This is a genomic window from Acinetobacter sp. TUM15064, assembly GCF_008980265.1.
In the GTDB taxonomy this organism is placed as follows: Bacteria; Pseudomonadota; Gammaproteobacteria; order Pseudomonadales; family Moraxellaceae; genus Acinetobacter.
Genome location: NZ_BKFU01000032.1, coordinates 23,207 through 37,803 on the forward strand (window position 1 = coordinate 23,207; position 14,597 = coordinate 37,803).

A 14,597-nucleotide genomic window follows, 5' to 3' on the forward strand; every position below is an offset into this window, starting at 1 on the left:
CTTTTTTATGGTGAAATTATGACTCAAACTTCGACTGTCGTTGCGCAAATGCGTCAACTGATCCAAATTTTGGCACAGCATAATCATGCTTATTATGTGATGGATCAGCCGACCATTTTAGACAGTGAATATGATCAGCTTTTTCATCAATTGAAAGCTTTAGAAGAACAACACCCTGAGTGTATTCAGCCAGATAGCCCGATCAATAAAGTGGGTGCTAAACCTTTGGCGAAGTTTACGAGCGTGACGCATGTGGTACCGATGCTGTCCTTGGGTAATGTGTTTAATCAAGAAGAACTCTTTGCCTTTGCGCGCCGTGCAGAAGAACGTTTGCCGAATCAAACGATTCAATACGATGTCGAACTGAAGTTTGATGGTCTTGCCATTTCACTGTGGTATGAACAGGGGGTGTTAGTTCGTGGGGTGACGCGTGGTGATGGTGAGACAGGGGAAGACATTACCCAAAACGTCAAAACCATTCGTAACTTGCCGAAGGTGTTGAGCACAGATCAGGGCGAAGTACCTACATTACTAGAAGTTCGTGGCGAAGTCTTGATGCCTAAAGCAGGCTTTGAAAAGCTCAATGCAGAAAATGAAGCCAAAGGTGAAAAGACTTTTGCCAATCCACGGAATGCCGCAGCGGGAAGTCTACGTCAGTTAGACCCGAACATTGCGGCTGCACGTCCACTTGCATTTTATGCTTATGGTATTGCACAGTGTGAACCCAATCATGGGCAAAATACCATGTCGGAAAGTCTAGAATGGTTGCAACAGTTTGGTTTTGCAGTCGGTGAGCGTCATTTTGTCTGCGATAGCATTCAAGAAGTTCAAGCTGTTTATGAGCAAATCAATGCGGAACGACCACAATTGAGTGTGGAAATTGACGGCATGGTGATTAAGGTCAACAGCCTCAAACAACAGCAACAGTTGGGCTTTTTAAGTCGAGAACCGCGTTGGGCAACTGCGTATAAATTCCCTGCAGTGGCTGCGCTTACCACGGTTGAACATATTGACTGGCAAGTGGGGCGTACAGGTACACTGACCCCTGTGGCGCGGTTGAATCCTGTCGCTGTGGGTGGTGTGACCGTTTCAAATGTGACCTTGCATAATATTGGGGAAATTCACCGCCTAGATGTGCGAATTGGCGATACTGTCAGTGTTTACCGTAGTGGTGATGTGATTCCCAAAGTGGAAAAAGTGTGGCCTGAGTTCCGCCCTGTTGATGCCACTGAAGTTGAACTCCCGAGCCAATGTCCCGTGTGTGAATCGCCTGTGGTAATGCCCGAAGGTGAAGCTTTAGCACGTTGCTCTGGTGGTTTGTATTGTGCTGCACAGCGTATTGAGGCTATTCGCCACTTCGTATCCCGTAAAGCGCTTGATATTGAAGGTTTGGGAGATCGTTGGGTCGAATCACTGTTACATCTTGATTTGCTTAAAGATGTGGCCGATATTTATCACCTACATGAGCACCGAGAAAAGCTATTAACCATTGAAAAAATGGGTGAGAAGTCCGTTCAGAACTTGATTGATTCGATTGAAAATAGCAAGAAAACGACTTTGGCTGCATTTATTTATGCGCTGGGGATTCGTGGGGTAGGTGAAACCACAGCGCGTATGTTGGCCAATACTTTCCAAACTTTAGATGCGTTACGTGTCGCAGACATTGAAGCTTTAAAGAAAACTCCAGATGTGGGGGATATCACGGCGGAGTGGATTGTCGACTTTTTTCAAGCACCGCATAACCTTGAAGTTTTGGACCGATTATTGGCGGCAGGTATTCACTGGGACGCGCCTGTGGCACCAAGTCGCCAACCTTTAAATGGTGAAAGTTGGGTCGTGACAGGGACACTCAGTACGATGGGGCGTGATGAAGCAACACAGCTCTTGCAAGCACTAGGCGCACGTGTCAGTGGTAGTGTGTCGAGTAAAACCAAGTGTGTCGTTGCAGGTGAAAAAGCTGGTTCAAAGCTGGATAAAGCGGAGAAGCTTGGGATTGCTGTGATCAATGAAGCTGAGTTTATTCAACTAATGAAAGATTATGGTCAGTTAGAGGCTTAGATTTTTGATTTGGATCAAAAATATACTGTCTAGATAACTCCGTTCAGTTAAAGCATGACTAAAATGACTTTTAATGATGAGGGATTCATGGCGGAGTCTTACATATTCGCATCAAATGCTTGAAGTTCGTATGTTACTTTGGATTAGCCCAAAGTAACCAAAGGCATGAGTCATCAGCAAAACTCGTTCATTGCTATCAATGAGTAAAATTGTCGCAGAAACATTTTTTTCTCATGTAGTGTTGTCTCGAACAGTTGCTGATGACATTTCGTGTATCCCATACCTTCATTAATTTAGAAAAAGCATAGTGCTTGTCAGCTATGACGTTGACGAGCACTATGCTTTTTATTTATTTTCAAGGAATATATTGCTTGATTACACCGTCATCGAGCAATTGTTGAAAGTGCTCAACGAGACTCTCTTTGACATCTCGGTACTTTAAGCCCAATTCTTTTTGGCTCTTGTTCGCATCAAAATAAATCGGATAACCCATATTTAACTCAACAAACTCGCGGCTAAAGCCAATGAATGGACCAATCACCTTAAAGGCTGCTTTGGGCAGTTCATTTCGTGGAAATGGAAATTTCCAACCAAAATGAGCTTTAAGCAATTGACCGATTTCAAGCAGACTTAAAGTTCCACCACTGACGATGTAACGACCTGTTGCTTTTGGGTTGAATGCTGCTTGTAAGTGCGCTTCAGCAACATCTTGAACATCGACCACACCATTCCACATGGGTGGGACACCTGCTAAAGTCAAGCCATTGGTAAACTGTTGTAAGACCTCAATCGAACCTGACTGTGTATTTGGTGTCAATGAACGACCAAAGACCAACGCAGGGTTAATGCAGACCAACTGCCAACGATCTTGTGCCTCAGCCATTGCCCAAGCTTTACGCTCAGCCATCACTTTAGAATATGGATAAGGCTGATGGGTCTCAGAACTACTGGTGTTCCAGTGACTTTCATCAAAAGTATTATGGTCCGTTTTTAAAATATCAATCGCATCACCATAGGTCGATGCAATACTCGAAGTAACAATGACACGTTTAACTGACTCGGTTTCATTGACGGTGTTTAAGACATTTTCTGTACCCAAAACAGCAGGTTCAATGATGTCTTTCACTGCATCTTTATAGTTGGTGACGACGAAAGGAGAGGCCATATGAAAGACAATTTCACAACCTTGCATCGCTTCTTTAAAGGAATTGGGTTCGAGTAAATTGGCTTTAAATAGTTTCAGTGTTCCTGCACTGCTTTCTGCAATTTGAGATAAATGTGCGAAGCTTTGGGTTTTGTTCAGGTCACGTACAGTGGCATGAACGGTATAACCTTGGGCTAATAATTTTTGAATCACCCAACTGGCAATATAACCCGATGCACCTGTGACCAGTACAGGCGCTTGTGTTGCTAAATTTGTCATAGATCAACCGTTGTTGTTTTAAGTATAGGCTTAGTGTAAACGTGAATGCAGGGAAAGTCTTTGCTTCAGTACCGAACTGATGACTGACTTATTCGTTATTTTACGATAGTTCACTCAATTTAATTCAATATATATAGGGTTTATTGAAAAAATCCTAAATTTATATTTTAGATCAAATAAATAAGTCAAACGAGAAAATTCAATTAATAATTATTTACATTGTGTATATAATAATCATTATCATTTAGTTTAAGCGTTGTTTCAAATGAAAACCTTTTCAAAAAAAATTCTTGCAAGTTCTGTTGGTATTTTAATGATGGGAGGTGGCTGTTTTCAGCTTGCCTTTGCTGAGGAAGAGGTTTCGATTTTACCTGCCTTAAAATCAGAAGCGCAGGTACAACAACAAAACTATGCAGATGGTAAGTTAGCCAAAGAAGCTAAATTAGGCGCCTTGGGTAATAAGTCTGTCATTGATACCCCTTTTAGTGTCACGACATATACTGCAAAAACAATTTCTGATAATCAAGCTGCGACGGTTTCTGAAGTTCTTAAAAATGATCCAAGTATTCGTGAAACGACCAATTCAGGTCATTTAAATGAAAACATTCAGATCCGTGGTTTTTCTGTAGGTTTTGAAGACTACAACATTAATGGTCTATATGGCATGGCGCCAACTGGACGTATTCCAACAGATATTATTGATTCAGTCACTGTACTTAAAGGTCCTAATGCTTTAGTGGCGGGCATGGCACCAGCTGGGAGTGTTGGTGGTGTGGTCATGGCGCAAACAAAGCGCGCTAATCAAGATCTGACACGTGTAAGTGCAAGCTATGAAGACGATGGTTACTATAAATCAGGCTTTGATGTTGCAAGACGTTTAGGTAATAACAAGGAATTTGGTGTACGTGTTGGTGGCTCTTATGGGCAAGGTGAACATATCATTGATGGGATGGATGATACAAATTCAACAGGGGTCGTGGCACTTGACTATACAACGGATAAGTTAAAACTAAACTTTGACGCTTATGCGGTACGAGATAAGCGTGATAATGGTTCACCTGTTATGGTAAGTATGGGTACAATCAAACAGGTTATTGCGGCTCCGAGTGGGGATAGTAATTTCTTCCCAAACATTCACGGTGAGCAAAGTAGTCAATACTTAGGAGTATCAGGCGAATATAAATTTAGCCCTGATTTAAAAGTATTTGGGGGAGCAGGATATACAGAAAAAGAATATTCTGGACATATTTTTGGCACACGGATGATTGTGCAAAATGCGACTACAGGTGCCGCAAGTTCACAGTATTATCGAGTGGGTTATCAAGAACATGCTGTCGCAGCTAATCTTGGGCTAGAAGGTAAGTTTGATACAGGTGCCATCCAACATACACTTGGCTTACGCGCAGATTATCTGACACGTAATTATTGGCAACATTCAGCAGCAACATCAAATGCGTTTAATACTAACCTTTATAACCCAATTGTAGATGCATCTGAACAAATGCCTACGTCATATCCAACTATTGTACCTTATGCCGATAACCGCTATGTCAGCTATACATTAACTGATCAAATGTCGATGTTAGACGATAAATTACAAGTCATTTTAGGTGCTCGGTACCAAGATATTGACACGAAAAATTTATATAAAAAGACGAAATATTCATCAGATAAACTTTCCCCAAGCTTAGGTCTCGTCGTTAAACCATTTGGTGAGGACCTATCTTTCTATGCAAGTTATGTCGAAGGACTATCTGAAGGGGTAACAGTTTCAGATATTACCTATCCAACTGCAACAAATAAGGGGGAGACATTAGCCCCTTATCAAACCAAGCAATATGAACTAGGGACTAAATACCAAGTGGGTTCTTGGCTCAATACTTTAGCGCTTTACCAAATTGAAAAGCCTGAGGTTTATCAGGACACTGTAACTAAGGCTGTTAAAGATGATGCTGAGACACGGTCTCGTGGTATCGAGTTTTCAACAGCGGGACAGCTAACAGAAGATTTAAGTTTGATGGCGAACTTAGCTTATATTGATGCTGAATATGTTAAATCGGGGACAGCATCTCAAGTAGGTAATACTGTAATTGGTACACCTGATTTTACTGCTGGTTTGGGTATGGACTATAAAATTCCTGTCGTTGACGGTTTGAGTGTAAATGCTCGTGCATCTTATGTGAGTGAACAATACTTAAATACGGATAATAGTTTAGAGTTGCCTGATTACACGATTTTGGACTTAGGTGCAAAATATGCGACAAAAATTGGTGGTGTAAATACAACATTTAGAGCTAATGTAAATAACTTAACCGATGAAAAATATTGGTCAGGAGTCTTTGGTAGTAACTATGCCATTTTAGGTGCTGGTCGTACCTATAAACTTGGTGTCACTTTCGATTTCTAATTTTTATGATCAGCCCATTGCGATGCAGTGGGCTTTTTTATGTCTGAATGCTGCCTCATTTAAGTTGAAAGCAATGATTAAATTTCTCGGTTTACTCCTGTGCTGTAGTGGTTGTGTCCTGCTGTATTTGACCCATGCTAATCAAACTGTACTCAAGCAGACTGTAGCGAAAAAGTACCGCTGGGTCGGGCTTACAGGTCTTGTTTTGGCATTGGTTCTTTTACTGTCGGTATTACCAAAACTGGTAGCAGTGTTGATGTGGTTACTGATTCCATTGGTGTTGTGGTCAGCACTACCATTTCTTCCTTTATTACATGGGGCTTTGACGCATGACGTTGCTACGCGATCAAAAGATACAACCTGACTGGTGGACGAAAAGCTTTGCGGGTGCAGTTCTTGGACTTAGTCTAGCTTTCGCTTTAGCTGCATTAATCACGATGTGGGGACTTCAATCTGAGCATCGTGGCCTTGCGCCGCAGTTAGGGATGTGGTCGATTCCGTGGATTTGGTTACCACTCTTTTTCGTGGCCTATTTTATTCCACGTGGTTGGCAGTCTATTGTAATTTATATGTTTTTCAATGTCGTGGCTTACGCACTTGTGTTTTGGCTTAGAGGAGAATAGGGTATGAAGGTACGTACAGATATTCTCCGACTTGCCAAAGAGTTACATACATGGGTCGGGATTTGCGCGGGTATTCTCTTGTTCATCTGCTTTTTTGCAGGTGGGCTAAGTATGTTCCAGCATGATTTGAGTAAGTGGGCAACACCACCACAACAAAGTTTACATACGGTTGAATTGCATCAGTATAATGACTTGGTATCCCAGGTGCAGCAGCGCTATCCTGAAGCGCAAAAAAGCTTTCAGATCAATTTAAACTCTAAAGAGTTTCATTATGCCCCGATCCAGTGGCAACCTGCGCAAAGTCAAGTGCATGATGATCATGACTTTGATACCGATCAAAGTGCAATGTTAGCGACACTGAAACCAGATGGCACTTTACAGGTTGAACAGGAAAACCTATCCAAACTGGGTTGGTTGATTGAACAACTACACGAAACAGCAGGCATTCCAGGGATGCTTGGGCACCATACACTCGGTGTTTATGTGATGGGTGTGGTATCCGTCTTATATTTTTTGGCGTTGATGACAGGTTTGATCGTCCTCTTGCCAACGTTGGTCAAAGACTATTTTGCGATACGGCAAGGCAAGAACAAAAAACGCTTTTGGCTTGATGCACACAATGTGATTGGCATTACCAGTTTACCGTTTCATATTTTGATTAGTGTAACGGTGATTGTTTTTGCATTTCATGATCTCTTTTATGATGGTCTGGGGCAGTTGGTCAGCAAAGGCAAACCATTGTTTGAACGTCCCGCTGCGGTGCAGATTGCAGATCCAGTTCCTCCATTGGATGTTGAAAAAATACTCTTACAGGTCCAGCAACAAGCACAGGGCTATGAGGTTTCGTCTGTAAGTTTTAACAATCTAGACCAACCCGCGAAGGCATCGGCACGCGTCAGTTTATACAGTCCTGACCAGATGTTACGCGGTGACAACTTCGATGTGATGTTTTTCAATCCTTATCAGCCCGCACCTTATAGTACGGCCAATTTAAATACGCAGAGTTCAGGTCTAGATCAACTGATTCGATCTATGTTCAGTTTGCACTTTGGCAACTATGGCGGAGATTTTACTCGGTGGTTGTATTTGGCTTTGGGGATGGGGGGGGCATTTTTATTTTATTCAGGCAATATTCTATGGATTGAATCGCGTGTAAAGCGACAAAAAAATCCGAATTTAGCACCACCTGCACAGCGCAAGGATGTGCAATTCATTGCAAACTTAACCATAGGGTCATGTTTAGGAACAGTCCTTGGCATTTTTATGAGTATGTTGATTGGGCGTTGGGCTTATGTCCTCAGTCCTGAACTACACAGCATCAATGCATGGTTTATGTATATCTATTATGCAATTTTTATCTTTAGCCTCATTCTTAGTTTTGTACTTGGTGCTGCAAGGGCTTTGCCTACATTGTTACTCTTTATTGCAGTGACTTTATTGCTGTTGCCTTTAACCTCAATGCTTGCTTTGCTGTTGCCCGGGATTGGTTTATGGTCATCTTTTTCCTATTTATGGTGGATTGATGTATTTTCCATTCTTTTTGCGGGGCTATTTTTACGGTTTTATCGTCAAGCACAAGCGCGTGTACAGTCCGCAGAAGTAGGTTCAATTTGGTCTGTTGCTTCATCCAAGTGAGTCTTTTTCAATGTGTTTGATGGTTGAAATAAGAAGCATTTTTAATGGTTACAAAATAAAGCAGAGGGCTATTTAAGCTGAAAAAGCCTTTGCAAAAGGGATGAAGTTTTGCAAAGGCTTATTTTATAACTATTATTTTGATAATTCATACTGCAAATGCGTATGTTTCTCATTTTAATTTTATAAAAATCATAAACTTACATAATTTAGGTTTTGCAAAGTGAATTAAATGTGTCCATAATGGTTGCATTAAAGATTGGAGATTTTGAAATGCGTGGCAATCCTGAAGTCGTAGACTACTTAAATATGTTGATCGGTGGAGAATTGGCTGCACGCGATCAATATCTGATTCATTCACGTATGTATGAAGATTGGGGCTTAAGCAAAATCTTTGAACGTATTGATCATGAAATGCAAGAAGAAGCACAACATGCGGATGCGATTATTCGCCGGGTTTTGTTTTTGGAAGGCACACCGAATATGCAACGTGATGACGTTGAAATTGGTGAAGATGTGGTTTCATGCTTAAAAGCCGATTTAAAGCTCGAATATCATGTACGTGAAAAATTAGCGCAAGGCGTAAAATTGTGTGAAGAAAAGGGTGATTACATTACCCGTGACATGTTACGTCAACAAATGTCAGATACTGAAGAAGACCATACTTATTGGTTAGAAAAACAATTACGTTTAATCGAGTTGATTGGTCTACAAAACTATATTCAGTCTCAGATGTAAGAGATGCGAGCCATTTTATGTAAAGATGGCAGTTGCATTTATATGGTAAGAAATCAAAAAGCCTTCGAATCAATGTTCGAAGGCTTTTTTGTAGGGGTTATTTTTTAGAGAACTTTTGAATATCTGCCAATACTTGTCCCGCATGGGTTTGGGTATTCACACTGCTGTAGTGATAGACCACCGTACCTTGTGGGTCGATCAGAAAGGTTTCACGTTTCGCAATTTTAGCGATACCTAAGTTCCGTACGATGCCGAGCTGATTGGCCAGTCGATGATTGTTATCAGCCAAAATAGGGAAATTCAGCCCTAACTTTTTCGAAAATTTTTGATGTGACTGTACGTCATCCAGACTTACGCCTAAAACCACGGCATTATTTTTTGCTAAATTGTGGGTAGAGTGCTTTGAACTGATTGGCCTCTTGTGTGCAACCTGGTGAGTCATCTTTCGGATAAAAATAGAGAACGACCCACTTGCCTTGATATTGTTTGAGCTCATGCCATTTGGCATTTTGATCTTGTAACTTAAAACTCGGAGCTGGCTTACCCACCCACTGCTTTTGCTCTGATGAAGCGCTTGAAAAAGCCGGTGCTGCATAAGTGGCACTACTGATGGCACAGAAACTACCCAGCGAAATTAAGCTAATCGTTGCCATTTGCATTATTTTCATGATGTAGGCTGTCCTGAAAAGTATTGACTTGATCTTAGCAAATTTTAAGGCGCTAAAATGCTGATATTCTCAGATCCAACTCTGAACTTCTTCAGCTCGATTTAGTGCTTATTCAAAAGGCTTGCTTTGCAATGGAGTCTGAGGTTTCATACTGTTTGAAATTTACAGTTTTAGAGTCGGCATTGAATCAACGTATTTTACTCATCACAGGCTGGGGTGGTGGGACCAAGTTACTACAACCTTTGGCTCATGCTTTGCAACACCAAGGGCATACGGTTGAGCTGATCAATATTTTTAATGGATTGGACGCACAGGTGTTGCAGCAACATGCTGAACAAGCCAAAGACTTTGATGTCATGATCGGTTGGTCTTTGGGGGGGCAACTGGCGACTTTATTGGTTGAGGCTGTTGAACAGCAGTATCAACAGCAAAAAGTATTAATCACTTTGGCTTCAAATCCGTGCTTTGTGGCGTATGAAAATTGGCAAACTGCAATGAGTCCAGCGACATTTCAAAGTTTTAAACAATCCTTCGAAGCAGACGCGATTGCAACATTAAAGAAATTTGGATTTATGGTGTGCCAAGGGACGGCAACCACCAAGCAAGATTTTTTGCAGTTGCAAAGTTTGATTCAGCCTCAGTCTTTAGATCTATTAAAACAGGGACTCAATTGTTTAGAGTATTTAAATACGGTTGAGATCTTACAAAATTATACGGGGCATCAACTCCATCTGCTAGCTAAACAAGACTTTTTAGTTAGCTACAAAGTTTTGTATAATTTAAAAGCTTTAGGTGCAAATTTTTTAGATACGATGCTTTTAAGTGGTTCACATGGACTTCCAGTTTTCCATGTCGATGAACTAACTGACCAAATCTGCCAATATCTACAAAAATTGGATGAAACAATTCGCTGAGTGGTGAATATCGCAATTTCTTTTTGATGCGCGCAGGTTTAAGATCAGTCAAAATGAAATTTTGCTGTAACTGTAGTCGATATGGAGTTAAGGATGACTAAGATCAATGCCAAATTGGATGCTGAGTTGGATGACTTAGCATTTGATCGAGAACATATTTGGCACCCTTATACTTCGATGACCAATCCGCTTCCCACCTTTAAAGTCAAAAAAGCCTTCGGTTCAACCATTGAACTAGAGGATGGTCGTCAGTTGATTGATGGCATGTCTTCGTGGTGGTGTACCATACATGGCTATAATCATCCTGAACTGAATCAGGCTGTGACGGATCAACTGCAAAACATGTCGCATATTATGTTTGGTGGTTTTATTCATGCTCCCGCCATTCAACTGGGCAAATTACTGTTGCAAATCACCCCGCCAAGTTTAGATAAAATTTTCTATGCAGACTCAGGTTCTGTTGCAGTTGAAGTGGCGTTAAAGATGGCAGTTCAGTATTGGACGTCGCTTGGGAAACAAAACAAAACCAATTTTGTCACCCCGCGCTCGGGCTACCACGGTGACACGTGGAATGCGATGTCGGTCTGTGACCCTGTCACAGGGATGCATCAAATTTTTGGCTCAAGCTTACCCAACCGTATTTTTGTTCCTGCACCGCAAGTTGCCTTTGATGCAACGTGGGATCAAGAGGACATTCGGGAACTTGAAACTACCTTAGCAACACAGCATGAAAGTATCGCCGCGCTGATTATTGAGCCGATTGTTCAGGGTGCAGGCGGGATGCGTTTTTATCATCCTGAGTATTTACGACAGGCCAAATTGCTCTGTGAAAAATATGGTGTTTTACTGATTTTTGATGAAATTGCGACGGGTTTTGGACGTACGGGGAAACTCTTTGCTTGGGAGCATGCACAGGTCGAACCTGACATTATGTGTATTGGTAAAGGTTTGACAGGCGGCTATATGACTTTGTCTGCAACCTTAACCACAAAGCATATTGCTGAAACCATCAGTCGAGGCGAAGCGGGTGTGTTTATGCACGGCCCAACGTTTATGGCCAATCCCTTGGCGTGTGCGGTGGCGGCGAAAAGTACAGAACTCCTCATCTTACAAGATTGGCAAAGCAATATTCAACGCATCGAAACACAACTTCGTACCGCTTTGACACCTTTACAGTCACTTGAATATGTCCATGACGTTCGTGTACTGGGGGCCATCGGTGTAGTTGAACTGACGTTTAATGTGGATATGAAGACCTTACAACAGGAGTTTGTCCGCCGGGGTATTTGGGTGCGACCATTTGGAAAACTGGTTTATGTGATGCCCCCTTATGTGATTACTCCACAGGAACTCAAAACCTTGCTTGAGCAACTGGTTGAAGTCGTCGTACAGATGCAGGAGTCTGTTGTATGAAGCATATAGAGCATTTTGCAGCACAACTGGATGTGCTTAAACAGCAAGGCAATTTGCGTCAGTTTACATCCAATGTGCAGCAGGGGCGGATGATTCGAATCCATGATCATGAGATGTTGAATTTGGCATCGAATGATTATCTAGGATTGGCTGCAAATATCGAATTACGAGAGCAGTTTTTCGATGAAACACCGAATGCTCAGCGCTGGATGAGTTCAGCTTCTTCACGTTTATTGACGGGTAATTTTCCTGAATATGAACAGTTTGAGAGCAGTCTGAGTCAGGCTTTTCATGGTCGAGCGGCCTTGGTATTCAACAGCGGCTATCACATGAATATTGGTATTTTACCTGCACTAGCGGACAGTAAAACCCTAATTCTGGCTGATAAATTAATCCATGCCAGCATGATTGATGGTATCCGTTTATCGACAGCGAAGTTGGTACGTTATCGCCATAATGACTTGGCGCATTTAACCCAACTTTTGCAGAAGTATCATGCCGATGATGCTTTTGAGCGAATCATTGTGGTGACTGAGTCCATTTTTAGTATGGATGGTGATGAAACCGATTTGGCTGAACTGGTCCGCATCAAAAAACAGTTTGAAAAAGTCATGCTCTATGTCGATGAAGCACATGGTATTGGTGTGCGTGGTGAGCAAGGTTTGGGTTGTGCCGAGCAATACCAAGTGATTGATGAGATCGACTTTTTAGTTGGTGCTTTGGGTAAGGCTATGGCTTCAATTGGTGGTTATCTGATTTGTCATCCTGTAATTCGAGACTATCTCATCAATACTATGCGCCCACTGATTTTTAGTACGGCACAACCGCCAATCTGCATGGCGTGGAGTAACTTTATCTTGCAACAAGTTTTGCAGTTAAATAATTCACGTCAGCATTTACACAGTATCAGTCAGCGTTTACAGCAAGCAGTTCAGGCCAAAGGTTTTGCTTGTCCTTCAACGTCTCAAATTGTCCCTGTGATCATCGGCGATTCGAGCAAAACAGTGGAGAAGGCGAAAGCTTTGCAACAAGCAGGCTTTTATATTATGCCCGTACGACCACCGACTGTTCCGCAGCATAGTTCTAGACTACGTATTTCCTTGACCGCTCAAGTTCGCCATACTGATTTAGATCAGTTGATTCAGTTGTTGTGAGTGAGTCGTGAAAAATTCAGAGATTGATAAATCCCAAGTCGCATTGCGCTTTGCTCAGGCAGGGCAAAGTTACACTGAGCATGCGATTGTGCAAAAGCAAATTGCACGACGGCTTTTTGATTTAATTCAACATTATGCCACTAAAACGCAATTTGAGCGGGTGTTTGAAATTGGTTGTGGTTCAGGTAATTTAAGCCATTTATTGCTGAAAGATTTCCAAATTTCACACTATCTACTGAATGATTTATATCCAGAGGTACAACAACACTTTCAGGGCTATTCAAATATAGACTGGTTGTTGGGTGACATTGAACGGCTCAATTTTCCTGATGCTTTAGAGTTGATTATATCGACTTCAGCGCTACAGTGGATGACGGATCTTGATGCTGTTTTCCAGAAAGCGAATGACAGTCTGCTTGCACAAGGTCTATTTTGTTTTTCCACCTTTGGTGAACGGAATTTACAAGAAATTAAGATTTTAACGGGACAAGGCTTAGCTTATTTAAAGCTCGATCAACTACGAGAAAAATTGCAAAACCAAGGCTTTGACGTTCTACATTTGTCTGAACAAATTGAATACTTAGACTTTGCGACACCGAAACAGGTATTGCAACATTTAAAAGCCACAGGTGTCACGGCAACGGCATCTAACTTTCGTTGGACCAAGCACTCGATCGAACGTTTTTATCAAGATTATCAACAATTTGCACAACGGGATGCATCAGGTCAGATACATTATCGCCTGAGCTATCATCCTATTTATTGTATAGCACGGAGAATGCCATGACTGGATCAGTTTACTTTATCAGTGGAATAGATACAGGCATTGGGAAAACCTATACCACAGGCTATTTAGCCAAACTTTGGAATGAACAAGGCAAGAAAACCATTACTCAAAAGTTAGTGCAAACGGGCAATGTCGATGTTTCTGAAGACATTGAACAGCACCGTGAAATTATGGGAATGGGTTGGTTTCCAGAGGATGAAAGCAAGCTGACCATGCCTGAAATTTTCACTTATCCAGCATCGCCACACTTGGCCACGAAGCTTGATGGGCGCGAGATTGATTTTGAAAAAATTGAGCGCGCCACACAGCAACTGGTTGAAAAATATGAGGCGGTGTTATTAGAAGGTGCGGGTGGTTTGATGGTGCCCTTAACCACAGATTTACTCAGTATCGACTATATTGTAGCCAAGCAACTGCCTGTGATTTTGGTAAGTTCGGGGCGTTTGGGCAGTATTAATCATACTCTTTTAAGTTTAGAAGCATTGAAAAACCGTGGTTTAGAGCTCTATGCTTTGGCCTATAACCTAAATGATGAATCTCAGGATGAACTCATTTCTAAAGATACGGCATCTTATTTAAAGGGCTATTTGGCGAAGCATTTTCCACAGGCGTTGTGGATGGATATCCCTGTGTTAAAGTCATCTATATAGTCACTTAGATTCTCAAATGAAGTGCAACAGAGATTAAATTATTGGAAAGAAGCAAGATGAGCTAGCATTTTGCTTCCGACCGACCAAAGTCAAAGTTGCATCATGAACTATACTCATCTTACCCAAGAAG

At 41.7% G+C, this 14,597-nt stretch carries 12 protein-coding genes and 1 pseudogene; 11 read left to right on the top strand and 2 right to left on the bottom strand.

Going from position 1 to position 14,597, the window contains the following annotated elements; translation table 11 throughout:
* Positions 1 to 18 precede the first annotated feature (18 nt).
* On the top strand, positions 19 to 2,058 hold the full coding sequence (gene ligA / locus GBI16_RS10805) for an NAD-dependent DNA ligase LigA (RefSeq protein ID WP_151707061.1): 2,040 nt from the start codon (positions 19 to 21) through the stop codon (positions 2,056 to 2,058).
* A 355-nt stretch (positions 2,059 to 2,413) separates the two neighbouring features.
* On the opposite strand, the gene GBI16_RS10810 is transcribed toward ligA, so the two are convergent.
* Positions 2,414 to 3,481: an aldehyde reductase gene (locus GBI16_RS10810; RefSeq protein ID WP_086208743.1), complete on the bottom strand. Its 1,068-nt coding sequence runs from the start codon at positions 3,479 to 3,481 to the stop codon at positions 2,414 to 2,416.
* 265 nt (positions 3,482 to 3,746) lie between these two features.
* Here GBI16_RS10810 and GBI16_RS10815 point away from each other — a divergent pair, with 265 nt between their 5' ends.
* From GBI16_RS10815 to bfr, 5 genes are all read left to right on the top strand, one after another.
* Positions 3,747 to 5,888 (top strand): TonB-dependent siderophore receptor, encoded by a 2,142-nt coding sequence (locus GBI16_RS10815; RefSeq protein WP_228146979.1) that lies wholly within the window; start codon positions 3,747 to 3,749, stop codon positions 5,886 to 5,888.
* 73 nt (positions 5,889 to 5,961) lie between these two features.
* The gene (locus GBI16_RS10820) at positions 5,962 to 6,252 is read left to right on the top strand and encodes a hypothetical protein (RefSeq protein ID WP_151707062.1); all 291 of its coding nucleotides are present in this window, start codon (positions 5,962 to 5,964) and stop codon (positions 6,250 to 6,252) included.
* Positions 6,218 to 6,511 carry a hypothetical protein gene (locus tag GBI16_RS10825; RefSeq protein WP_086208741.1) on the top strand — a complete coding sequence of 98 codons (294 nt, stop codon included), beginning with the start codon at positions 6,218 to 6,220 and terminating at the stop codon, positions 6,509 to 6,511. The genes GBI16_RS10820 and GBI16_RS10825 overlap by 35 nt, the downstream gene beginning before the upstream one ends.
* Before the next feature lie 3 nt (positions 6,512 to 6,514).
* Complete coding sequence (locus tag GBI16_RS10830; protein ID WP_086208740.1) at positions 6,515 to 8,146, top strand: PepSY domain-containing protein; 1,632 nt, start codon at positions 6,515 to 6,517, stop codon at positions 8,144 to 8,146.
* Between the two features lie 270 nt (positions 8,147 to 8,416).
* Entirely contained in the window at positions 8,417 to 8,881 is a 465-nt protein-coding gene (bfr, locus tag GBI16_RS10835) for a bacterioferritin (protein ID WP_004695301.1), read from the top strand.
* Between the two features lie 97 nt (positions 8,882 to 8,978).
* Here the strand turns inward: bfr and GBI16_RS10840 are convergent.
* Positions 8,979 to 9,549 (bottom strand): annotated as a pseudogene (locus GBI16_RS10840) (peroxiredoxin).
* A 155-nt stretch (positions 9,550 to 9,704) separates the two neighbouring features.
* Between GBI16_RS10840 and GBI16_RS10845 the strand changes: the two are divergent.
* From GBI16_RS10845 to bioD, 5 genes are all read left to right on the top strand, one after another.
* Positions 9,705 to 10,463, top strand: coding sequence for a YqiA/YcfP family alpha/beta fold hydrolase (locus GBI16_RS10845; RefSeq protein WP_151707063.1), 759 nt, complete (start codon positions 9,705 to 9,707; stop codon positions 10,461 to 10,463).
* A gap of 93 nt (positions 10,464 to 10,556) precedes the next feature.
* A complete protein-coding gene (gene bioA, locus GBI16_RS10850; RefSeq protein ID WP_151707064.1) occupies positions 10,557 to 11,876 on the top strand; it encodes an adenosylmethionine--8-amino-7-oxononanoate transaminase in 1,320 nt (439 codons plus the stop codon).
* On the top strand, positions 11,873 to 13,030 hold the full coding sequence (locus GBI16_RS10855) for an 8-amino-7-oxononanoate synthase (RefSeq protein ID WP_151707065.1): 1,158 nt from the start codon (positions 11,873 to 11,875) through the stop codon (positions 13,028 to 13,030). Before bioA ends, GBI16_RS10855 begins: the two co-directional genes overlap by 4 nt.
* A 7-nt stretch (positions 13,031 to 13,037) precedes the next feature.
* Complete coding sequence (gene bioC, locus GBI16_RS10860) at positions 13,038 to 13,817, top strand: malonyl-ACP O-methyltransferase BioC (RefSeq protein WP_151707066.1); 780 nt, start codon at positions 13,038 to 13,040, stop codon at positions 13,815 to 13,817.
* A complete protein-coding gene (bioD, locus tag GBI16_RS10865; protein ID WP_151707067.1) occupies positions 13,814 to 14,467 on the top strand; it encodes a dethiobiotin synthase in 654 nt (217 codons plus the stop codon). Before bioC ends, bioD begins: the two co-directional genes overlap by 4 nt.
* Positions 14,468 to 14,597: the final 130 nt, after the last annotated feature.

What these genes read in the sequence shown, in the direction of transcription:
- GBI16_RS10855 (WP_151707065.1), top strand. Translation starts at nt 11,873, where the DNA reads ATGAAGCATATAGAGCATTTTGCAGCACAACTGGATGTGCTTAAACAG.
- GBI16_RS10810 (WP_086208743.1), bottom strand. Translation starts at nt 3,481, where the DNA reads ATGACAAATTTAGCAACACAAGCGCCTGTACTGGTCACAGGTGCATCG.
- bioA (WP_151707064.1), top strand. Translation starts at nt 10,557, where the DNA reads ATGACTAAGATCAATGCCAAATTGGATGCTGAGTTGGATGACTTAGCA.
- GBI16_RS10820 (WP_151707062.1), top strand. Translation starts at nt 5,962, where the DNA reads ATGATTAAATTTCTCGGTTTACTCCTGTGCTGTAGTGGTTGTGTCCTG.
- GBI16_RS10815 (WP_228146979.1), top strand. Translation starts at nt 3,747, where the DNA reads ATGAAAACCTTTTCAAAAAAAATTCTTGCAAGTTCTGTTGGTATTTTA.
- bioD (WP_151707067.1), top strand. Translation starts at nt 13,814, where the DNA reads ATGACTGGATCAGTTTACTTTATCAGTGGAATAGATACAGGCATTGGG.
- bfr (WP_004695301.1), top strand. Translation starts at nt 8,417, where the DNA reads ATGCGTGGCAATCCTGAAGTCGTAGACTACTTAAATATGTTGATCGGT.
- ligA (WP_151707061.1), top strand. Translation starts at nt 19, where the DNA reads ATGACTCAAACTTCGACTGTCGTTGCGCAAATGCGTCAACTGATCCAA.
- GBI16_RS10825 (WP_086208741.1), top strand. Translation starts at nt 6,218, where the DNA reads ATGACGTTGCTACGCGATCAAAAGATACAACCTGACTGGTGGACGAAA.
- GBI16_RS10830 (WP_086208740.1), top strand. Translation starts at nt 6,515, where the DNA reads ATGAAGGTACGTACAGATATTCTCCGACTTGCCAAAGAGTTACATACA.